At 36.9% G+C, this 23,049-nt stretch carries 20 protein-coding genes and 1 tRNA gene; 13 read left to right on the top strand and 8 right to left on the bottom strand.

Translation table 11 applies throughout. The features are described 5' to 3' along the window. Window positions 1-2: 2 nt before the first annotated feature. The 5 genes from J4771_RS02145 to J4771_RS02125 are packed head-to-tail and all read left to right on the top strand — an operon-like array spanning window position 3 to window position 4,484. Window positions 3-407 (top strand): hypothetical protein, encoded by a 405-nt coding sequence (locus J4771_RS02145; RefSeq protein ID WP_224135953.1) that lies wholly within the window; start codon window positions 3-5, stop codon window positions 405-407. 9 nt (window positions 408-416) lie between these two features. Beyond that, window positions 417-1,154 carry a curli production assembly/transport protein CsgE gene (locus J4771_RS02140; RefSeq protein WP_224135951.1) on the top strand — a complete coding sequence of 246 codons (738 nt, stop codon included), beginning with the start codon at window positions 417-419 and terminating at the stop codon, window positions 1,152-1,154. Between the two features lie 17 nt (window positions 1,155-1,171). Continuing rightward, window positions 1,172-1,567: a curli production assembly/transport component CsgF gene (locus J4771_RS02135; protein WP_224135949.1), complete on the top strand. Its 396-nt coding sequence runs from the start codon at window positions 1,172-1,174 to the stop codon at window positions 1,565-1,567. A gap of 12 nt (window positions 1,568-1,579) precedes the next feature. Further along, window positions 1,580-2,968 carry a CsgG/HfaB family protein gene (locus J4771_RS02130; protein WP_224135947.1) on the top strand — a complete coding sequence of 463 codons (1,389 nt, stop codon included), beginning with the start codon at window positions 1,580-1,582 and terminating at the stop codon, window positions 2,966-2,968. A gap of 4 nt (window positions 2,969-2,972) precedes the next feature. After that, complete coding sequence (locus J4771_RS02125; protein WP_224135945.1) at window positions 2,973-4,484, top strand: carboxypeptidase-like regulatory domain-containing protein; 1,512 nt, start codon at window positions 2,973-2,975, stop codon at window positions 4,482-4,484. A gap of 67 nt (window positions 4,485-4,551) precedes the next feature. On the opposite strand, the gene J4771_RS02120 is transcribed toward J4771_RS02125, so the two are convergent. The 6 genes from J4771_RS02120 to J4771_RS02095 form a co-directional block, all read right to left on the bottom strand. Next, window positions 4,552-5,208: a response regulator transcription factor gene (locus tag J4771_RS02120; RefSeq protein ID WP_224135943.1), complete on the bottom strand. Its 657-nt coding sequence runs from the start codon at window positions 5,206-5,208 to the stop codon at window positions 4,552-4,554. 144 nt (window positions 5,209-5,352) lie between these two features. Beyond that, window positions 5,353-10,002 (bottom strand): DNA polymerase III subunit alpha, encoded by a 4,650-nt coding sequence (gene dnaE / locus J4771_RS02115; RefSeq protein ID WP_224135941.1) that lies wholly within the window; start codon window positions 10,000-10,002, stop codon window positions 5,353-5,355. A gap of 168 nt (window positions 10,003-10,170) precedes the next feature. After that, on the bottom strand, window positions 10,171-10,815 hold the full coding sequence (locus J4771_RS02110; protein ID WP_224135939.1) for a response regulator transcription factor: 645 nt from the start codon (window positions 10,813-10,815) through the stop codon (window positions 10,171-10,173). Continuing rightward, entirely contained in the window at window positions 10,802-11,590 is a 789-nt protein-coding gene (locus tag J4771_RS02105; RefSeq protein WP_224135938.1) for a sensor histidine kinase, read from the bottom strand. The genes J4771_RS02110 and J4771_RS02105 overlap by 14 nt, the downstream gene beginning before the upstream one ends. A gap of 6 nt (window positions 11,591-11,596) precedes the next feature. Further along, complete coding sequence (locus tag J4771_RS02100) at window positions 11,597-12,256, bottom strand: hypothetical protein (protein WP_224135936.1); 660 nt, start codon at window positions 12,254-12,256, stop codon at window positions 11,597-11,599. 18 nt (window positions 12,257-12,274) lie between these two features. Further along, window positions 12,275-12,676: a hypothetical protein gene (locus J4771_RS02095; protein ID WP_224135934.1), complete on the bottom strand. Its 402-nt coding sequence runs from the start codon at window positions 12,674-12,676 to the stop codon at window positions 12,275-12,277. A gap of 196 nt (window positions 12,677-12,872) precedes the next feature. On the opposite strand from J4771_RS02095, the gene J4771_RS02090 reads away from it, so the two are divergent. From J4771_RS02090 to J4771_RS02070, 5 genes are all read left to right on the top strand, one after another. Next, window positions 12,873-13,544, top strand: coding sequence for a YggS family pyridoxal phosphate-dependent enzyme (locus J4771_RS02090; RefSeq protein WP_224135932.1), 672 nt, complete (start codon window positions 12,873-12,875; stop codon window positions 13,542-13,544). Window positions 13,545-13,622: 78 nt separating this feature from the next. After that, on the top strand, window positions 13,623-14,807 hold the full coding sequence (locus J4771_RS02085; RefSeq protein WP_224135929.1) for a sigma-54-dependent transcriptional regulator: 1,185 nt from the start codon (window positions 13,623-13,625) through the stop codon (window positions 14,805-14,807). Window positions 14,808-14,876: 69 nt separating this feature from the next. After that, a complete protein-coding gene (locus tag J4771_RS02080) occupies window positions 14,877-16,259 on the top strand; it encodes an MATE family efflux transporter (protein ID WP_224135927.1) in 1,383 nt (460 codons plus the stop codon). A gap of 298 nt (window positions 16,260-16,557) precedes the next feature. After that, window positions 16,558-18,363, top strand: coding sequence for a translational GTPase TypA (gene typA, locus J4771_RS02075; protein WP_224135925.1), 1,806 nt, complete (start codon window positions 16,558-16,560; stop codon window positions 18,361-18,363). A 237-nt stretch (window positions 18,364-18,600) separates the two neighbouring features. Then, window positions 18,601-20,166 (top strand): glycoside hydrolase family 10 protein, encoded by a 1,566-nt coding sequence (locus tag J4771_RS02070; RefSeq protein WP_224135923.1) that lies wholly within the window; start codon window positions 18,601-18,603, stop codon window positions 20,164-20,166. A 69-nt stretch (window positions 20,167-20,235) separates the two neighbouring features. Here the strand turns inward: J4771_RS02070 and J4771_RS02065 are convergent, their stop codons facing one another. Together J4771_RS02065 and J4771_RS02060 are read right to left on the bottom strand one after the other, a co-directional pair. Continuing rightward, window positions 20,236-20,925 (bottom strand): class I SAM-dependent methyltransferase, encoded by a 690-nt coding sequence (locus J4771_RS02065; protein ID WP_224135921.1) that lies wholly within the window; start codon window positions 20,923-20,925, stop codon window positions 20,236-20,238. 51 nt (window positions 20,926-20,976) lie between these two features. After that, window positions 20,977-21,052, bottom strand: a tRNA-Met gene (locus J4771_RS02060). A gap of 88 nt (window positions 21,053-21,140) precedes the next feature. Between J4771_RS02060 and J4771_RS02055 the strand changes: the two genes are divergently transcribed. From J4771_RS02055 to J4771_RS02045, 3 genes are all read left to right on the top strand, one after another. Further along, window positions 21,141-21,752, top strand: a complete 612-nt coding sequence (locus tag J4771_RS02055) for an L-threonylcarbamoyladenylate synthase (RefSeq protein WP_224135919.1) — start codon at window positions 21,141-21,143, stop codon at window positions 21,750-21,752. Window positions 21,753-21,827: 75 nt separating this feature from the next. After that, complete coding sequence (gene yaaA, locus J4771_RS02050; protein WP_224135917.1) at window positions 21,828-22,586, top strand: peroxide stress protein YaaA; 759 nt, start codon at window positions 21,828-21,830, stop codon at window positions 22,584-22,586. Between the two features lie 66 nt (window positions 22,587-22,652). Then, complete coding sequence (locus J4771_RS02045; protein WP_224135915.1) at window positions 22,653-23,048, top strand: acyl-CoA thioesterase; 396 nt, start codon at window positions 22,653-22,655, stop codon at window positions 23,046-23,048. The last annotated feature ends 1 nt before the right edge of the window (window position 23,049 follow it).

Raw genomic sequence — 23,049 nt, 5'->3', positions numbered from 1 at the left:
TCATGAAAAATTTAATACTAATCCTGCTCGTTTTCTTTTATTATCCTTTTTTATCGCAAAATTTAACTTTTAGCGAAATTAACAGTAAAAATATTTTGAACCTTCTAAATGCCGAAAGCATCAAAAGTTATGAACAAGGTTCCAAAACCGCAGTAATTCAGATTGGGGATAACAATAAGGCAAATGTTTACGACAGAAGTAAAAAAAGTGATTTGATGATTCGCCAAACCGGGGATTTCAATACCACTTTAATGACCAACACCAATCCGGAAATTGAGAATAAGCAAAAAGTAAGTGTTGAAGGCAACAACAACTATATAGACATTACAGGAAACAACAGCAATTCCAAAGAAATGCAGATTAACCTGAAAACAAATGATAAAATGATTTTTGTGCGACACTTTTAAAATAATGTGATGAAAAATTTAATCCCATTTCTTTGTTTCAGTATGTTGCTCTTCCCCTTTAAAAAATTTAATGCTCAAGAAAGCGCAACAGTAAAGGCAAAAATTGAAACTCAAAACATTGAAGGTTCTCTTGTAATGAAGGCAGTCGCCCAAAACTTGGGTGATGTTCACCAGTCTTTAAACTACATTTTTCTTGCGGTGAAAAAGGACAAAGGAAAAAACATGTCCTCATCACAACAGCAGAATAAATTCACCCTTCTTCCGAAAGAAACCAAAACACTTTCGGAAATCAGCATGAATGTTGAAAAGAACGATGCCTTGAAAGTTTATCTGTTTATCAAAGACGAAAAAACTCAAAAACCAATTGCAAAAGACAGTTTGGAAATGAATGCGCAAAGTTTCAAAAACAGTGTTTCTTATGAGAAAGTCGCAAACGAAGAAAATATGATGATGAAAGGTTTGATCATCAATGAAACAAAAACTAAAGTTGGCGATGATTTCTATAGTAAGTTTCACTCACTGTTAATGTTGAATTCTTTGCAGTTCAGTTTTCGAATCAAGATTTCCGAAGTTCCTTCAACTGGCAGAAACACACAACTGCAGGTTTTTGCTGACGATGAAAATATTTTATCGTTTATGGCAAAACCTGATGACGACTATTTAGATGACGCCGTGAAAGAAACTATTGCTAGTCTCATTAAATATGACAGCAGCAAAAAGATTTCTAACAAAGGTTTCCTCTATTAAACAAAAAAAACAATCTTATGAAAACATTACTCATTTATTTATTCTGCGGAATAGGTTTGATATTCGGGCAACAGTTCGTTTACAAACCTATAAATCCCGCATTTGGAGGCGACACGTTCAATTACCAATGGCTTTTGAGTTCAGCGTCCGCACAAAATCAGTTTAAAGGAACTACAAATCCTTACGGCTCCTTAAGCACTTTGGATAGTTTTACAGAAAGTCTCAACAGGCAGTTATTAAGTCAGTTATCCCAAAAACTCTTCGGAGACCAATTTGGCACAGGAAATTTAAAACCAGGAAATTACACTTTCGGTTCCATGTACATACAAGTTACACAGTCAGACAAAGGTTTAATCGTACGAATTCTAAATACTTCAACAGGTGAACAGTCAGAAATTATAATCCCGAACTAAAGAATTAATATCATGAAAAGTTTATTAACCACCAAATTATTACTCCTTATCCTATTAGGAATAATGAGCAGTTGCGGCACGATGATGAATCTACCCGCCGAAGGCGACACCTCTACTTTGGGTGAAATGACGCCTTATACAAAGCAACTGAAAGAACTTCCCGCTCCCGAAGATAAAATTGTTATCGGAGTGTACAAATTCAAAGACCAAACCGGTCAATACAAAATGGCGGAAAACGGAAGCAACTGGAGTACTGCAATTCCACAAGGAACTACTTCTATTTTATTAAAAGCATTAGAAGACAGCAAATGGTTCCGGCCGATAGAACGCGAAAATATCGGCAATCTCTTAAACGAAAGACAAATCATACGTTCCACCCGAAAAGAATACGAAGTTGCAAAAGATGGAAAAACCATCATCAGTGACCAACTTCCACCCCTTCTCTATGCAGGAATTCTTTTGGAAGGCGGAATTATTTCTTACGATAGCAATGTAATGACAGGCGGAATTGGCGCAAGATATTTTGGAATAGGCGGTGGAACGCAATATCGACAAGACCGTGTTACAGTTTATTTACGTGTAGTTTCCAGCATGACAGGAGAAATTATGAAAACCGTTTACACTTCTAAAAATATCCTATCAACAACAGTTAATGGTAGTTTCTTCCGATACATTGATACTGACCGAATTTTGGAAGCCGAAATGGGATTTACCCAAAACGAACCGGTAAGTTTAGCCGTTACACAAGCCATTGAAAAAGCGGTTTACACTTTAATTTTAGAATGTGTGGAAGATGGAACTTTTAGAATTGAAAAAGTTCATGAAAAAGAAGTGAAAGATTTGCTTGCAAAACATCATGCTGAACAAATCCGGAACGAAAAGCAACTTGTAGGAAATAAATTTAACGATAAAGAAAGATCTAGAGCATCTGTTTTGGCAATCGTGAACGGCGATTTAATTAAAGGAGATTACACCGACGCAAAAATGAATATCGGCGGAAAAGTAGGTTTCAAATATTTCTTTACCGACCATTTTAACACCGAATTAAGTGCAGGGTTTGAAACCCTTGAAAATAAGGACATCGTGAAAAATAATTTCATGTATACCGAATTGAATTTGGAATATTTAATGCTCCCAAAGTTTTCTGTTTCACCTTACGCTTATGTTGGAATCGGAACAATGTTTAAAGATAAAAATTTTTTGAAGTATCAGTTTGGTGGTGGATTAGAATATTTGGCGGGAAACAATCTTTCATTAAGATTAAATGCTCAATACGACATGGGGTTTGATGATACTTGGGACAATTTCGTGAACGGGAAAAGGAAAGATCAGGCATTTCATATTGGTTTAGGAATCAATTACTATATCAAACAGGCGAAAAAACACAACATAAAAAATTAAAACCATGAAAACTTTATATAATATCTTATTTCTATTTATTCTATTTTTTTTCTGCCATTCGTGCAGTGAAGACTTGGTTGGTAAAATTACAACTGGAACAATAACCGGAAAAGTGGTAAAAAAAGGAACCAATACCCCAATTGCCAATGTGAAGATTTATACTTCTCCAACAACCCAAACTGTATTTAGCGGAACAGACGGAACTTTCAAACTTGAAAACGTTCCCTTGGGAGATTATTCTGTAAAAGCTGAATTAACAGGATATTTGGCATCATTTCAAGGCGTTAATTTGAAGACAGAAAATGCGGTAAGCGTTGTGTTCGAACTTTCAGATGATAATTCATTAAATTCCCCACCATCCATTCCTCAACTTCTAACTCCCGCGGACAATTCCGTTGATCAACCAACCTCGGTCACTTTGACCTGGAGTTGCACCGATCCAGATCCAGGAGATTCCTTGAAATTGAAATTTAAACTAATTGTTAAAAATAGTTTATACAACACCGTTTTTGAAAAATCCGATATCAAAACAAAGAGTTATGTTTTAGATAATCTGAATTTTGGAGTTACCTACTTTTGGCAAATTGTTGCAAATGATACTGTAAATCCTGATGTTTACAGCGCTGTGAAACAATTTAAAGTTTCTGATACCCCGAACAACCGTTTTCATTATGTGAAGAAATCAGGCTCTAACTATTACATTATTTCAAGCAATGAGACGGGACAAAATTTTCAGTTAACCTCCAACGCAGTAAACAGTTGGAGACCTAGACTTAATAATGATGCAGGCTTAATTGCCTATTTGCAGACAGTTTCAGGTACAACGCAAATTTTTACGGCTAAAAAAGACGGTTCAAATGTGAAACAGGTTACTACAAATCAGCCAGTTTTAGGCTACAATTATGAGGATTTGGATTTTTGTTGGAGCTCAAATGGAAGTGAATTAATTTACCCAGCGTTTAATAAACTTTACAAAATTAATAAAGACGGAAGTGGTTTAACTTTAATCTATACGACGTCCGATGGAAATTTCATCACCGAATGTGACTGGAGTATTGATGGAAGTAAAATTGCCTTAAAAACCAATGATGTAAATGGATACAATGTGAAAATCTTCATTATCGATCTGTTGGGAAATGTCGTTCAAACTGTTCTTTCCGGTCAAAGTGGAGCGGCAGGAGGTTTGAATTTTTCCATTGCAGGAAACAAATTACTGTTTACCCGAGACATTTCAGGTTATGAAAATCCAAATCATCGGCAATTAGATTCACGAATATTTTTATATGATTTGAATTCAAACACCACCACCGACATTTCGCAGATTAGCAAAAAACCACTTGGGACCAATGATTTAGACCCGAGATTTTCACCAAACGATGCTGAAGTCATTTTTATGAATACTTCAAATGACGGTATTTCACAAAAAGATATTGTGAAAATAACCTTCAATAACGCCAACACTGAGTATTTGAGAACGACATTATTCGCCAATGCAGAAATGCCTGATTGGGAATAATAATCTCCCCACAAAAAAACTGCTTTATCAACGGATAAAGCAGTTTTAATTTTAAATTTATTCAAACTTAATTCACTAAATTGTTTTCCATTGCTAACTTTACGAGTTTTGAAGAATTATTGACATTTAATTTAAGCATGATGTTTCTGCGATGCGATTCAACGGTGTGAGTACTGATAAAAAGTTTGTCGGCGATTTCTTTTGTACGATAACCATCACATAAAAGAGCTAAAACGTCTTTCTCACGGCAAGTTAATTCATCACCGCCATAATTTTTTTTATCAGATAATTCTTCCTGATTGCAGATATAGTCGAAAAGGGATTTCTTTGCATCATCATTGATATATACTTTGTCCTCAATTACCGCTTTCAAGGCATTCAAAAACTCCGCACTGTTTGTGTTTTTAGTAAGGAATGATTTCGCTCCTTTCTCAAAGAACTTTTTAATAACTTTCATTTCCATATTGGGCGATAAAATCATGATTTTTAGATTACAAAATCGTTTGAGCGTGTTTTCTATAAAATCAAAAGTATCACTTAATCCTAATCCTACAATATTCATTATCAGGATTGATGTTTTATCAGAAATAAAATTTTCAATCTGATCAAAATTAATGGTGTTTAGAAAATCATAATCTTTTCCAAAACCATTTTTCTCTAGGAGACAGGTCATACACTCTAAATAGAGATAATAACTGTCATAGGTAATAATTTCTGTTTTCATTTTATTAGTTATTTGTTTGTACGAAGGTAAAGAGTTTCAACAAAAAAAAAAATCGTGATTTCACCCTTTTTTAACTGTTGTTTGAAAGCAAAAAAAAACAGCAACCTTAGTCGCTGTTTTTAGTAATCATGAAAAACTCTAAGTCTAATTCAGAAAAACCTCATATTTCTGCATTTCATTGATGACGTTCAAAATATCGCCGTTGATTTCCACATGGGCTTTCATTGACATCAGTTCTATTGTTGAATTATCTGAAGGATTTTTCACATAGAAATTGAGTTTTTGTTCGCCCTTATTTTCAATGAAATTCTTTTTGAAAAACTCGATGTCCTCTTTCCGTAAATCGTTGATATCGACAACAACCGTCATTTTTTTGGCAAATTTTTCGAAAGCGTCCTTTAAATCGATAATATCTGCAACATTCACGAAAACCCTGCCGTCATTGGATTGAGAAAATTTAATCTTAAAAATGACAAATCGCTGCACATCCACTTTGTCGCGTAATCGCATATAATCGCGGTCACCCAAACGAAAACTGTAACTTCCGCTGTAATCTTCCAAAGTGATGAAGGCGACTTTTTCACCACTGTTTTTTCCGTCTCGAACAGAATATTCCGTCACCATTCCTGCAACCATGTATTCGGGTGCGTTGTTTTTTATTGCCTGTTTCTCTTTCCAGGACAGTTTGTCGTTGTTGAACAAATCAGGTTGATTTCCAAACACCGTTTCTTTAAAAGCATCCACTTCATCCAAATTCAGGAAGTTGAAAGTTCCTTTTGGTTCTGCCTTTTTAGTCGGTTCTTCAATCAGCGAATCTTCTTCATCTAAATTTTCTGAAGGAATATCCACCAAATCTTCATCCGAATCTGCGACTTCGGAAACATCGATTGGAAGAATCACTTTTTCCAGTTCCACCACTTCCTCTTTTTTGCCTTCCAAAATTTCCTTTTTGCTCAAAGCTCCCTGAATAAACTGATATTGATATTTATATTCATCCAACGGATGCGCAGAAAGATAGAAACCAATGATTTCCTTTTCCTTGTTGAGTTTGTGCATGTTTTGCCATTCCGGAGCAGGATTGATCTTCGGTTGTTCAATTTTCACTTCGTCAGCAAAATCGGCGAAAAGGGAATTTTCAATCTCGTTTTTATTGTCCTGAAAACTTTGTCCGTAACGTAAAAGTCGCTCCACATTGGTTCTTCCCGAACTATCGATATCGAAATATTGTGCACGGTGATATTTGTCCACTTCATCAAAAGCACCTGCAATAACCAAACTTTCCGCCACTCTTTTGTTCATTTGACCCGATGGAACTTTCTCGAAAAAATCGTAAATATTTTTGAATCTTTCTTCTTTTCTTGCCTCCACAATCGCTTCACTCGGACCTTCACCAATTCCTTTAATTGCACCCAAACCAAAACGGATTTGTCCTTTTTCGTTCACCGCAAATTCATATTGGGATTCGTTCACATCCGGTCCTAAAACATCTACACCAATACTTTTGCAATCCTCCATAAATAGGGTGATTTGTTTGGTATTGTTGATGTTATTCGACATAACGCTCGCCATATATTCCGCCGGATAATTGGCTTTGAGATAAGCGGTGTGATAAGCAATCAAGGCATAACAGGTGGAGTGCGATTTATTGAAGGCATATTCTGCAAACGCTTCCCAATCTTTCCAAATTTTGTTGAGTTTATCAACATCGAGGTTGTTTTTTTCTCCCCCTTCAATAAATTTCGGATACATTTTATCGAGAACATCTTTCTGCTTTTTACCCATCGCTTTTCTCAATGTATCGGCTTCACCTTTAGTGAAATTGGCAAGTTTTTGAGAAAGCAACATTACCTGTTCCTGATAAACAGTAATTCCGTGGGTTTCCTTTAAATATTCTTCGGTTTCCTCTAAATCGTATACAACTTTTTCCAAACCATTTTTTCGGTTGATAAAATTTGGAATATATTTAATTGGACCCGGTCTGTAGAGTGCGTTCATCGCAATTAAATCCGCAAAAACTGTCGGTTTCAGTTCACGCATGTATTTCTGCATTCCCGGACTTTCATATTGGAAAATCCCAACCGTTCTACCCTCTTGAAAAAGTTGGAAAGTTTTGGTATCAGTCAATGGAATTTCATCAGGATTGATATCGATTCCATGTCTTTGTTTGATGAGTTTGATGGCGTGTTTAATGATGGTTAAAGTCCTCAAACCCAGGAAATCCATCTTCAGCAAACCTGCACTTTCCGCCACGGAATTGTCAAATTGCGAAACCAAAATATCGGCATCTTTCGAAGCAATCGTAATCGGAACGAGATTCGAAATATCTTCCGGTGTGATAATCACTCCACATGCATGAATTCCTGTATTTCTAATGCAGCCTTCCATTTTTTGTGCTGCGGAAAGAACTTCAAATCTACCATCTTCTGGATTGGCAAGAATATCTTTCATTTCCTGTGCAAGAATTTTATCTTCAGGGCTTAACTTATCGAATTTTGAAAAAGCTTTCGCAATATTCATTCCCGGAGTTGACGGAACGAGTTTCGCAATATTGTTGGTTTCCGCAATGGAAACATCCAAAACTCTTCCCGCATCTTTAATTGCAGATTTTCCACCCAAAACGGAATAGGTGATAATTTGTGCGACATTACTTTTTCCATATTTTTCCACCACCCATTTGATGATTTTATCGCGACCTTCATCATCGAAATCGATATCAATATCGGGCATGGAAATTCTTTCAGGGTTGAGGAACCTTTCGAAAAGTAAGTCGTATTTAATAGGGTCAACGTTGGTAATTCCGATGCAATAAGCCACCGCAGAACCTGCCGCAGAACCACGACCTGGACCAACCCAAACTCCCATATTTCTCGCCTCGTTACAGAAATCCTGAACAATCAAAAAATATCCGGGATAACCGGTATTCGCAATAACTTCCAATTCAAAATCTAATCTATCCTTGATTTCATCGGTGATTTCGGTATATTTCTTTTTTGCACCTTCGTAGGTTAAATATCTTAAATAAGCATTTTCACCACGTTTTCCCCCATCAATTTTATCTTCCTCACTCAAAAATTCTTCAGGAATGTTGAATTTGGGAAGTAGAACATCACGCTTTAAAGTATAAGGTTCAAACTTGGCCAAAAATTCCGTATACGCTTCAAACGCATCGGGAAACTGTCGAAAACTTTGCTTGATTTCCTCTTCGTTTTTAATGTAAAATTCATTGGAAGGAAGTCCTCTCCTTTTTCCGAAACCTTTTCCAACAGGCGATGACAGTTTTTCGCCATCCTTAATACAATATAAAATATCCTGAATATTCGCGTCTGTTTTTTCGGTGTAGAACGTTTCGTTTTGAGCTAGAATTTTGACATTATATTTGTCGGCAAATTCGAGTAGAACATCATTTAAGTGTTCTTCTTCCTCCACTTCATGGTTTTGAAGCTGAACATAAAAATCTTCACCAAAAGTCTCTTTCCACCATTTGAAAACTTCTTCTCCTTTTTGTTCCCCAAATTCTAAAATCGTATTCGGAACATCACCGAAAGTTCCCGCCGTTAAAGCAATTAAATCTTCCTTATATTGAGCAATCATTTCCTTTGAAATCCTTGGAACGCCAAAATAAAATCCGTTCACATAACCAATACTCGAAAGCTTCGCAAGATTTTTATAACCGTTGAAGTTCTTTGCCAACAAAACCACATTGGTTCTTCGGTCGGGGTCATCTTTGGTAAACTGCTTTTGTTCAGGCCGGTCGGAAATATAGAATTCACAACCGATGATGGGAATGAGTTCTTCTTTTCGTGGTTCGGTTTCTTTAAAATCATTTCCTTCTTCTTCCGCTTTTTGTTTTTTCTCTAAAAATTCCTTGTGATTTTTTTTGATGGTTCCGTTCGCTTTTTCAACCTCGGAAACAAACTTAAAAGCCCCCATCATATTTCCCAAATCAACCAAACCAACTGCTGCAAAATTATTTTGCAACGCTTTATTAATCAGTTCATGAATATGCGTAGAGGCTTGAAGCGACGAATAAATACTGTGGTTATGGAAGTTGAAATAATCGCCGATTTCAATTTCATCGCTATCACCAAAATCGACTGTTTTTTTCTTTTTCGAGGCGGCAACCTGTCTTCTGATAACAATTGCAAACGGTTTAATCGGACTTTTATGATTGCTGATGAAATCCTGTAATTCTGCTTCGGTAATTTTGAGATTTTCTGCGGGAATAATTCCAATCCGCATCATTTCGAAGAAAACCTGTGCAGTTGCATTCACGTCGGCTGCAGCGTTGTGTGCTTCATCGAATTTTTCACCATATAATTTTTCGTAAAGTTCCTCCAATTTTGGAGACTTGTATCTTCCGTTTTTTCCACCGCCTAATTGGCAAAACTCCGTTCCCAATTCCATCGTATCTGCAGATGGAATCTTTTCTAACGTATTTTCTAACTCCTTTCTAAAAAATTCTGCGCCCACAATTTTGTAATCGAAATCGATGTTGTGACCTGCAACAACTTCCGCCTTTTTTAAAACTTCTTGAAATTCGATTAAAACTTCGTTTAAATCTCGACCTTCTTCGTTGGCTAATTTTGTGGAAATTCCGTGGATTCTCGCAGCGTTGAAAGGAATGTCGTAACCTTCCGGTTTGACGATGTAATCCTGATTTTCTAAAAGATTTCCGTCTTTGTCATGGAGTTGCCACGCAATTTGAACCATTCTCGGCCAATTGTCGGAATCGGTTAATGGGGCGTTGAAGTTTTTAGGTAAACCGGTAGTTTCGGTGTCGAAAATCAGATACATTTAATTAAAGAATTTTGGTAAAATTAGTTTAAAATTTCTTTAAAAAAAAGGACAAAAAAAAAACCGACATAAAAGCCGGCTCTTCTTTTTTTCCATTATCTGTGTAATATTTATGGTTCAAAGGTAAACTAAAAAGTGAAACAACGCTACCGTGAAAACACCCTATTTTTAATATAATTCATTTTTTATCGCAAAAAGTACAATTCCTACCCTCGATTTTACATTGATTTTGCCAAAAATCGAGTCCCGATATCCGTCTATCGTTCTCGGGCTCAGAAACATTTTGTCCGCGATTTCACGGTAAGTTAACTCGGAACATGCCAATTTAATAAATTCCACTTCTCTGTCATTTAACTCTTCTTTCACCTTATCTGCAAATTTTTTCTCGCTTTTTATCTTCAGTAAACTTTGATTGATCATGTCGGTATAAAAAGTTCCTTTCTCATGAACGATATGAATAGCTTCAAAAAGATTATCAGGAGACATATCTTTCAGCAAGTATCCTTTCGCACCTGCATTAAGCATCTTAATAATAGTAGCTTCGTTATCTTCCATGGTGAGGGCGATCACCTTCAGATCTGGATGTATTTTTTTTAGAGCGCCGGTTGTTTCTATTCCATTTTTCACCGGCATATTTATATCCATCAACACAACATCAGGCATTATTTTTTTAGTCTCCAACTCATTTAAGAATTCTTCGCCGTTGAAGCAGGTCATGATCACCTCAAAATCTGAATTGACAGAGATCATATTTTCGAGCGCCTTAGAAACCAGTTTATGGTCATCAACGATAGCAATTTTAATCTTTTCCATAATTTTTTTTTCGGTATAGTACCGTAATATCTGTTCCTTTGTTTTCCTGCGATTTTATATTGAAATCTGCATTGATGATCTTGGCTCTGTTTGCCATACTTTTCAATCCACTTCCGTCATAAATATCCTTCTCTCTAAAACCTATACCATCATCACTAACTTTTACTTCTATAGAATCGCTATTTTCGTGAACGGCAAGAACTATTTTTTTTGCTCTTGAATGTTTGATGACATTATTGATACATTCCTGAATAATTCGAAATAAAATGAGTGCGTGATCTGGTTTCATTTCCAAATGATGATTATTGTTTTGGTACTCCACTTCCATCAAGCTTAATTTCCTTAGGCGAAAAACCTCTCTTTCAATAGAATCCACAAATCCAAAATGTTCGACTTGTTTGGTGATGAATATTTTGGATAAATTTCTGATGTCTTGAATACATTCTCCCACTAAAAGATTAATTTCTGTCCCAATTTCCTTTATATCTGTTTCTTTTGAAAAAGAGATTTTATTGGTCATGAGACGTGCCACCGATAATTTCTGCCCTAAATCGTCATGTAATTCCTGCCCGATGTAATTGAGGGTCTGCTCTTTAATTTCCACTTGAGAAATTGCCAGTTCCTGTTCGAAAATGGCTTCTTTCTTTTGCTGTGACAAAAGGAGTTCAGATTTCTTTTTTATGAAAACTCCATAAATCAATACCATCATTAATACAACTATCAGTATAATGAATGTGGATAATGTAATCAGAAAATCTGTTTCCGAGAAGTTCATTATTTATTATATTTCTGTATTTTTTGCGTAAAAAATACCAGTTAACAAAATAGAATATCCTATTACATTTACCGCAAATAAAATTATGAAAAAAATATTTAAGTTCATCATTGTTTTTGCAGTATTACTTACGATCAGCAGCGGAACAACACCCAAATAAATAACCATCAAACCTATGCTCACCCAAAAAGGATAGTATGACTTTAGTTTCAAAATTCTGTCTGAATTAAATGTTTGCCACAGAACCAAAAAAATAATCATAGAAAGCAAGGCAACCTCCGCACAATAAAAGACAAAAGGAAAACTATTGAAAAAATCTTTTTGGGCTATCGCAGAAATGAGATAACCCAACAAGAAAATTACAATTAAAGCAACACCTATTCTTTTAAAGCGCTTTACTTCTAATAATTGATAGAAATAAAGAAAGAAAATAAAAAAAATAATGAGGTTAACTCCAATAATGTAAACAGGCACTGAATTGTATTCCTCATCAAAATATTTACTAACGAAATTAAATATCTCGATGCCGCAACCCAGTGATATTGCACTAATAAAGTAATTGATGCTTTTGCCAAGTTGGTTTCTTCTTAAAATTAGAAAAAACAGAGTTAAAAGCATCAACAAAATTTGGATTAGGACACCCAATTGTTTGTTCCACTCAATCATGATTTTTTAACCGTTCAATTAATACGGTGGTGCGATGGTTCCAAAATCTAAAACTGGTCCATCAGGAATAGGAGCGGATTCGACACGATCTGTTGCCGAAGCACCATCCATATCTTCACCCGAAAAAAAGATGGTTTGATATCCTAAAAAATCTGGATTTAATCTCGGGTCAAAACTTATGTCAGGATACTTTCCTAATGAAATACGAATACCCTTGTTTCTAATTCCACGTTTTTCCATATCATCACGGATCAGATTAATGTACTCCTGTAAAACCTCCAAATCATAGATGTAATGCTTTGAATCTGGCTTACCGGATGGTCTGGAAGAGTTAATCTGGGAATAGTTTGTTCTTTCGTACTCTTTCGAAAGAATTTCCGCTTGTTTGCTGTTCAGCAAATGATCGTTAAGATTTTTCATCGTTTTTAGGTTTTATTTTAACAAATATACTGATAACAATACTTTAAAATTAGGGTGAAAACACCCTAAAATGTATTTGAAAAAATTTATTTTATATTTAAAGCATAATATTTCCTTATTTATAGTCGGAAACCAATTATTTCCTCCCTACTTTTGAAAAAAATTATTAACTTTTCGGAAAACAACTGAACCATCAATGATTAATGACCTTGTTCTTCTACATAATTACCAAGAAATAATTAAGCAAATCCCCGAAAATGTACAATTAGTTGCGGTCTCAAAAATGCATCCAGTTGAAAAAATTCAGCAGGTTTATGATTTGGGACAAAGAGTTTTTGGCGAAAATAAAGTGCAGGAACTTTTGGAGAAATTTCCGCTTTTACCAGGTGACATTCAATGGCACTTAATCGGACATCTTCAAACCAATAAAGTGAAATATATCGCCGAATTCATTGATACGATACAAAGCGTGGATTCCGAAAAACTGCTAACTGAAATTGATAAGCAGGCAGAAAAATACAAACGTAAAATCAAGGTTTTGCTTCAAGTAAAAATTGCGGAAGAAGAAACAAAATTCGGGTTGGAAATCAACGAAGCAAAAGAACTTTTCACCGATTATCTCAACGGAAGATATCCAAATATTGAAATCACAGGTTTGATGGGAATGGCGACTTTTACCGAGGACAAAAACCAAGTGCGAAAAGAATTCATGTACTTAAAACAGATTTTCGACCAACTTTCATTATTGAAAAAATTGGACACCTTATCGATGGGAATGAGTGATGACTTCCAGATTGCCATTAATTGTGGTGCAAATTCAGTGCGGATTGGTTCGGCAATTTTCGGAAACAGAAATTATGTCCGATAACTGCTTTTGGGTACGATTATTGCTGCACAATTTGCAAATTTTAAACTAAATTTTTATTAAATCCATAAAATTTAACGAATGCAAAAAATCTTGATTGTAGAAGATGAAAAGGCCATTTCCGGCGTACTGCAAAGCATCCTTTCCGATGAACTTACCGACTATGAATTTGTCGTAGCAGAAGACGGTTTGGAAGGTTATAAACACATTGAAAAAGAAGATTTCGCTTTGGTCATTTCCGACATAAAAATGCCTAAACTTTCGGGTACCGAACTTTTGAAACAGGCACTTCAATTGAAACCGGACACCACTTTTGTCATGATTTCCGGACATGCCGATATCGATACCGCCGTGGATTGCTTAAAAGAAGGTGCGTATGATTTCATTTCAAAACCAATTGACATCAACCGATTGATTACCAGTGTAAAAAATGCACTGGACAAAAGAATTTTGCAGAAAACCAATCAAAATCTAAAATCGGAAAATTCTACCCTAAAGAAAAAAGTCAACAAAAAATACCAAATGATTGGCGAATCCGCTCCTTTGAAAAAAATTCAGGAGATGATTCAAAAAGTAGCCACTTCAGACGCAAGAGTTTTAATTACAGGACCAAACGGAGCCGGAAAAGAATTGGTTGCACACGCAATCCACGCACAAAGCGACCGCAGCAAAGGACCAATGATTGAGGTAAACTGCGCCGCAATTCCCTCGGAACTTATTGAGTCTGAATTGTTTGGACACGTTAAAGGAAGTTTTACCGGAGCCATTAAAGACAAGCAGGGAAAATTTGAATTAGCGAACAATGGAACTATTTTTCTTGACGAAATTGGTGATATGAGTCTCGTTGCACAGGCAAAAGTTCTTCGTGCATTGCAGGAAAGCAAAGTATCACCCGTAGGAAGCGACAAAGAAATCAAAGTGGATGTTCGCGTTTTGGCGGCAACCAACAAAAATATGCAGAAGGAAATCGAAGCGGGCAAATTCCGTGAAGACCTTTATCACCGACTTTCTGTGATTGAAATTTATGTACCGCCTTTAGATGAAAGAAAAGAAGACATTCAACTTTTGGTCCGTCATTTTGCGAAAGTGATCTCCGAAGAGCACGGAACAGCACAAAAAGAATTCAGTGCAGATGCTGTCAAAGCTCTGGAAAATTTCAGCTGGACTGGAAATATTCGTGAACTTCGAAATGTGGTGGAACGTTTGATTATTCTAGGTTCAAATCCTGTATCTGCAGCGGATGTTGCAAGTTTCGTACGAAAATAAATTAACATTAAGGTAAATAGATTAGGAAAAGTTTGCAGTATTTTTGCTGCAAATTTTTTTTGAAATTTTATGGTATTTCTTAATCAACAACACACCAAAGCATGTCTGAAACTCGCACTTCCTGTAATGTTAACGCAGGTTGGTCAGGTTTCCGTAAACCTGTTCGATAATATTATTGTCGGGAAGTTATTGGGTGCGCAAGCTTTGGCATCGGTTTCATTGGGAAATGCCGTATTTTTCTCGATTTTTGTTTTTGCGTTGGGATTTTCGTTTGCCATTCCCCCACTCGTTTCCGAAGCGCATTCACAGCATAAACACGAAACGATTAATTCGGTCTTTCGTCACGGCTTTGTGATTAATTTGGGAATCGGATTATTGTTGATGATTCTACTTTTCGCTGCAATGCCACTGCTTTATCACATGGACCAACCACCGGAAATTATTCCCGACACGATTGGTTTTTTGAGCATCATGACTTTAAGTATTTTACCGTTCATGGTCTTCCAGACTTTGCGCGAAGTTTCTGAAGGTTTATCCTACACAATTGGAGTTACGAAAGCAACGATTATTGCAAACGTCATCAATGTCATCTTAAATTATGTCTTTATTAAAGGGATGTTCGGAATTCCACCGATGGGCGTAAAAGGTTCGGCTTTAGCGAGTTTGATTGCTAGAATTTTCATGATGGTTTTCCTTTATTACGTCCTAATGAAACAGGAAAAAACCAAAAGGTACATCAAAGATTTTTCATTAAAAATTTCAGAATTTTCCAAGGCAATGTTTGATAAAATGCTCAAGATCGGCTTTCCGACTGCTCTTCAAATGTTTTTTGAAGTAACTGCATTTGCAGGAGCCGCGTTTATTTGCGGATTGATTTCGTCGCATGATATCGCTTCGCATCAAATTGCCCTTTCCATGGCGTCCTTTACTTTTAATCTCTGTATCGGGTTCAGTGTGGCTTCAACAGTGATGATTGGAAGGAAATTAGGAGAGCAAAACTATGTAGAATTAAAAAAAGTCGGCATCAACAATTTGAAAATCGTTTTCATTTTCATGTTCGTTTGTGGATTGTTTTTCATTTTCGGAAGACATATTTTACCGACCTTCTTTACTAAAAAGGAAGATGTTGACGTCATTCAACTCGCCGCAAAATTGTTGATCATTGCAGCTCTTTTTCAGCTTTCGGATGGAATTCAAGTTGTAGCACTCGGTTGTCTCCGAGGAATTCAGGATGTGAAAATTCCTTCCATCATTACGTTTATTGCTTATTGGTTGATTGCAATTCCTTTGGGATATTTTCTCACCGTGACTTTAAAAATGGGTGCGTTCGGAATGTGGATTGCACTTGGTTTGGGATTAACGGTTTCTGCGATTCTTTTGGTTTTCAGGTTTTTAAATCTTTCTCAGAGAAAAATTAATTATCACGAGAAAAATAAAAACTCAGTTGCATAAACCTATTAAAACTGTATGATAAATTATTATTTTACAATTAATCTTTGTGCGTCTATGAAAAGCGCACTTGAAACGTTTTGTTGCAAACATTTGTTTAAATAGGAATTTTGGTTTTCTACACATCTTCAAAGTCATTTATCTTCTCATCAAACTTTTGACTTCCAGCACCCAACATCCACGACCCAGCAAACCTTAAATTCAACTTTCCTCAATTTTCCACATTAATTTTTATTAATTCTTTACGGTTTAATAAATTATCCGACAAAAAAGATTACTTTTGCACCGTCAAAAAACGATTATGCAAAACATTAGAAATATCGCGATTATCGCACACGTTGACCACGGAAAAACAACTTTGGTCGACAAAATTATTCACGCCACAAACATCTTCAGAGAAAACCAGGAATCTGGTGAACTGATTATGGACAACAATGATCTGGAGCGCGAAAGAGGAATCACCATTTTATCAAAAAACATTTCCGTAACCTATAAAGACACGAAAATTAATGTGATCGACACTCCTGGTCACGCCGATTTTGGTGGTGAAGTAGAACGTGTTTTGAAAATGGCAGATGGAGTTTTGCTTTTGGTGGATGCTTTTGAAGGACCGATGCCACAAACGCGTTTCGTTTTGCATAAAGCGTTGGAACTCGGCTTGAAACCTATCGTTGTCATCAATAAAGTGGATAAACCCAACTGTCGTCCGGAGGAGGTTCACGACCAAGTTTTCGATTTGTTTTTCAACCTTGATGCAACGGAAGAACAATTGGATTTCCCAACTTTCTACGGCTCATCCAAACAGGGTTGGTTCAACACCACTTTGGAACCTGCAGATTCAATTATGCCTTTGTTAGACGGAATTTTGCAATACGTTCCTGAACCAAAAGTAGAAGAAGGAAACCTTCAAATGCAGATTACATCGCTTGATTTTTCTTCATTTTTAGGAAGAATCGCGATTGGAAAAGTAGCAAGAGGTTCCGTAAAAGAATCGCAATGGATTGGTTTGGCGCAGGAAGACGGAAAAATTATAAAAGGAAAAGTAAAAGAATTATACGTGTTTGAAGGACTTGGCAAGAAAAAAGTTCAGGAAGTTCACGCAGGAGATATTTGTGCGATTGTAGGTTTTGATTCCTTCCAAATTGGCGACACGTTTGTAGATTTAGAAAATCCGGAACCATTGACAAGACTTTCTATCGATGAGCCGACTTTGAACATGACCTTCTCCATCAACAATTCCCCTTTCTTCGGGAAAGACGGAAAATATGTGACTTCAAACCACTTGAAAGACCGTTTGTATAAGGAATTAGAGAAAAATTTAGCATTAAGAGTTGAACCAACCGATGATGCAAATACATTCTTGGTTTTTGGTCGTGGAATTTTGCACCTTTCCGTTCTTATTGAAACGATGCGTAGAGAAGGTTACGAAATGACGATCGGTCAACCGCAAGTAATTTTGCGCGAAATTGACGGGGTAAATTGCGAACCTTACGAATCAATGGTGGTAGATGTTCCGGAAGAATTTGCTTCAAGAGTTATTGATTTGGCGACACAAAGAAAAGGCGACCTTCACATCATGGAAACCAAAGGCGAAATGCAGCATTTGGAGTTTGAAATTCCTTCCCGTGGGTTAATCGGACTTCGTTCGCAAATGTTGACCGCAACTGCAGGTGAAGCGATTATGGCGCACCGTTTCGTGGATTATAAGCCTTTCAAAGGTTCCATTCCGGGAAGAAGTAATGGCGTTTTGATTTCAAAAATTCAAGGACCTTGTACAGAATATTCCATCAATAAATTACAGGATAGAGGACGATTTTTCGTGGATCCAGGTGAAGATGTTTATGCTGGAATGATTGTGGGTGAACAAAACAAACCGGGCGATTTGGTAGTAAACATCGTGGAAGGAAAACAATTGAACAACATGCGTGCATCCGGCAAAGACAAAGACACCGGAGTTGCCCCAAAAATCCTTTTCTCGTTGGAAGAATGTATGGAATACATCCAAGCCGACGAAGCCATCGAAGTAACGCCAAACTTCATCAGAATGCGTAAAAAAGTGCTTTCTGAAGAGGAAAGAAAACGTGCGGAGAGAGTTGCGAAAGGGTAATTTTTTATTGCGAGCGAGAGCGCGGCAATCCATCGATAAATATATTTTAAAAGACGCTTTTTGGAGCGTCTTTTTTTCTTTTACACCGTCATTGCGAGGAGTGAGGAACGAACGACGAAGCAATCCGTTGATAAAAAGGAAATAATGAACAACAAAGCAATCCCATCAAATAAAAACTGAATTCCTAAAATTTCTTAAAAACTTTAAAAACAAAACATTTTCACCTATTTTTATCCCATGAAAATATCAACTCTAAAATACACCCTCCCAATATTAACAGGTCTCTTCATCGCATCCTGTTCCACCCAAAAAACCTCAACCCCACCCAAAAAACCAACAACTGTCACCACAAAACCGGTCACAAAGCCAGTAACCAGCAATCAGCAACCAGCAGCTATACAATTACCCGAAGTCAACCGCGAATTTCGTGCAGCGTGGATTGCAACCGTGGCAAACATCAATTGGCCTTCAAAAAATAATCTTTCTACTGAACAACAAAAACAGGAAGCCATCAAAATTTTGGATTTGCTGAAAGACGCCAATTTCAATGCGGTGGTTTTTCAGGCGCGACCTTCTGCAGATGCGCTTTACAAAAGTGATTTGGAACCTTGGTCTTATTTCTTGACGGGACAAATAGGGAAATCGCCGTCGCCGTTTTATGATCCTTTGGAATTTTGGATTTCCGAGGCACACAAACGTGGGATGGAACTTCACGTGTGGCTCAATCCTTACCGAGCGCATCACACAACTGGCGGAGCCGTGACTTCCGAAAGTATGGCCTCTAAAATGTCCAATGAAACTTATCGCTTGAGAAACGGAATGTATTGGATGGATCCTTCGGATGAGAAAGTGCAAAACCACGCTTCATCGGTCATCAAAGACTTGGTGAAACGTTATGATATTGATGCCATCCACATAGACGATTATTTTTATCCTTACAAAGAATACAACGGCGGAAGAGATTTTCCTGACGATAAAACTTGGACTGTTTACAAAAATTCGGGCGGAACTTTGTCGCGTGCAGATTGGCGACGCGGAAATGTGAACAAATTTATCAAAAGAATTCACGATGAAATAAAAGCCGAAAAATCGTACGTCAAATTTGGAATTTCCCCATTCGGAATTTGGAAGCCGGGATTTCCTGCAGATGTGACGGGAACTTCGCAATATGATGAACTTTACGCCGATGCAAAATTATGGCTGAACGAAGGTTGGTGCGATTATTTTTCGCCGCAACTCTATTGGAAAGAAGGCGGTCCGCAAAGTTATTCCTCACTTTTAAATTGGTGGAAATCAGAAACACCGAAGAACGTCCATCTTTGGCCGGGATTGAACACGGTGGGAGTAAAAAATGTTGCTGACAAAGTGGAGGAAATTTCAAATCAAATAAAAATCACGAGAAGTATTTTAGGAAATAATTCCGGTGTCATTCATTACAGCATTGATGGAATTTCTAAAAACTATGTGATGCAAACGGCTCTTCAGAACTTGTATAAAGAAAAAGCTCTGGTTCCGGCAAGTCCGTGGATTAAATCGGAACCTGTTTTAAAACCTGAAATTACCGCCAAAAAATCAGGTAATAATGCAGAAATTCATTGGCTTTCACGAAATCCGCAACAGGCAAAACATTTTATTCTCTTCGCTAAATACGGCAACAAATGGGAAACCGAAATTTTGAACAGCGACGAACACAGCAAATTTCTTCCTTTATTAAAATCGGGAGTTCATTTAACGGATTTGGCGTTGAAAGCGGTGGATCGTTTAGGAAATGAAAGCGATTATGTGGCGGTGGAAATTCATTAAAAACAAATTTGACTGTCAACTTTATTTATCAAGCCGAAACAAGGTTTTAGATGCGCAATCAGAATGAGATTAGTTCCTTTTGCTGAGAACCGCCAAATACTGATCGTTTTCATCTTCAAAAACGACTTCCGCATTCCAACCGCATTCAGTCGCGATTTGGGTCATGGTTTTTTTGTCGAGATAAAGCCACTCAAACCAATCGGTCAAAAGTTGGTCATATTCGTAGCGGCATTTTACTTGACCGTAATAGTAATCAGGCTTTTCCGCCATTTCATACATATAGGAAATATCGCACGAATCGAAAATTAACTGTCCATTTGGATCGAGTAAATCTTCAGCTTTTTTCAAAAACTTTTTAAAACCTTCTAATGTAGAAGAAAGTCCAATTCCATTCATCAGAAGCAAAAGCGTGTCGAATTTTTCACCTTTATATTTGAAAATATCTTTACAAATCACGTTCTCCACTCCTCTATCTTTCATCACTTCACAAGCTGCAGGAGAAATTTCAAGCGCATAAACTTCATCATTATTTTTTTGAAGCTCCAAAACATGGGAACCGGAACCTGCACCGATATCCAATATTTTTCCTCGACCAAGTTGTAACGCCTTCTTTTCTAAATCGGGCATTTCAGAAAATCCACGAAAATATAGGGACAAAGGCATTTCTACTTTCGGCCCGAAAATATCTTTGACGTACAATTTTATCTTACTCTTGTTAAAATAATAATCGTGAATGGCTTTTCCGGGAAGATCTGTCATGAAACCTCATTTAAATAAAAAAGAGAATCACATTTGTAATTCTCTTTGCCTTGGTAGCGGGGACACGACTCGAACGTGCGACCTCCGGGTTATGAGCCCGACGAGCTACCTACTGCTCTACCCCGCGATATTGTGGTGCAAATATACAACAATTCTGTGGATCTGCAAATTTTTTGTAAAAATTCTTTATTCATCTAATTTTACTAAATTTGTGTATGGCTAAAATCCTTAAAATATATCCCGAAAATCCACAGGAAAGTGCGATTGACGAAGTGGTGAAGACTTTAAAAAACGGCGGACTGATTATTTATCCCTCCGACACGGTTTATGCGTTGGGTTGCAATATTTTCGACATTCGAGCGATGGAAAAATTGGCGCAGATTAAAAAAACAAAACTTGACAAAGCGCAGTTTTCCATTATCTGTAACGATTTGAGCCACCTGTCAGAATTTACAAAACCCATCGATTCTGCAATTTTTCGTTTCTTGAAAAACAGAGTTCCCGGACCTTTCACCTTTATTTTGGAAGCCAACAAAAATCTTCCGCTCGCCTACAAAGGCAAGAAAACCGTCGGAATAAGAGTTCCCGACCATCCGATTCCCAAATTGATTGTAGAAAAATTGGGACATCCGATTGCGTCGACTTCCATTAAAGACGACGACGAGGTCATCGAATACTCCACCGATCCCGAACTGATTGCAGAAAAATACGACCATTTGGTGGATATCGTCATAGACTCCGGATATGGCGACAACGTGGCGTCAACAATTGTGGATTTAACGAGCGGTGAACCGGAAGTTCTGCGACAAGGAAAAGGGGAAATGTAATAAGTGAACGGTGAATTCGCTTCGCTGTCAATAGTGAATTTATCAACTTGGAACCTTAAACTTTAAACAAAATAGATGAAGATAATCACCTCACCCGCAAAATTGATGAATATTGAAAACAAAACGGACATGTTGAAATCAACAACTCCGAAATTCATTGACGAAGCGGCATTTATTCAATCGTATTTAAAGGAAAAATCTCCCAAATATTTGTCGGATTTAATGGAAATCTCCCAAAAACTTGCCGACGAAAATTGGGAACGAAACCAAAACTGGAAAGCAAAACCTTCCGCGAAAGAATCTGCACCTGCAATGTTTGCTTTCACAGGCGAAGTTTACCGAGGTTTGGACGCAAAAACTTTAGACAAAAAAGCGGTGGATTATCTTCAAAAAAATTACAGAATGCTTTCCGGATTGTACGGACTTTTGAAACCTTCCGACAAAATCATGCTTTACCGATTGGAAATGGGCAGAAGTTTTGAATTTGAGCACTACAAAAATCTCTATGAATTTTGGCGTGAAAAAGTCACCCAGCAACTTAATTCCGAACTGAAAAGCAAAGATTTAATTTTAAATTTAGCAAGTTCAGAATACATCAAAGTTTTAGATAAAAAGAAACTTAACGCTCCAGTTATCGATTTTGATTTTTATGAAATGAAAGACGGAAAACTAAAAACCATCGTAGTTTACACAAAACATGCACGAGGTTTAGTCGTAAGATTTTGCGCTGAAAATCAAGCAAAAACCTTAAATGACGTGAAAGCGTTTAACTTGGAAGGATACCGAATCGACGAAGAACTTTCTTCCAAAACTAAACTTGTTTTCACAAGATAGCTTCAAAGAAAAAACATTTCAGCCAAAAGTCAATTGCTGAAAGCCGAAAACAAAAAAATAAAAGAAATGAATTACCATACCCGAAAATGGATCAAGCCCGAAGATTTAAATCCAAACCACACTTTATTTGGTGGAAGATTATTGCAGTGGATTGACGAAGAAGCCGCACTTTACGCGATTGTACAATTGGAAACTCCACGTTGCGTTACCAAATATATTTCGGAAATTAATTTCGTCAGTTCCGCAAAACAAGGCGACATTATTGAAATCGGGATTGAGGCAATTGATTTTGGAAATACTTCCATCACTTTAACTTGCGAAGTTAGAAACATGATGACGCGGCAAACCATCATCACCATCGATAAAATAATTTTCGTAGGCGTTGATGAAAACGGAAAACCAACAAGGCACGGCAAAACAAAAATTGAATTTATAAGTGACCGCCTAAAATCAAAAGAATAAA

This window comes from Candidatus Kaistella beijingensis, from assembly GCF_020084865.1.
In the GTDB taxonomy this organism is placed as follows: Bacteria; Bacteroidota; Bacteroidia; order Flavobacteriales; family Weeksellaceae; genus Kaistella; species Kaistella beijingensis.
This window is presented reverse-complemented; position numbering and strand designations above follow the sequence as displayed.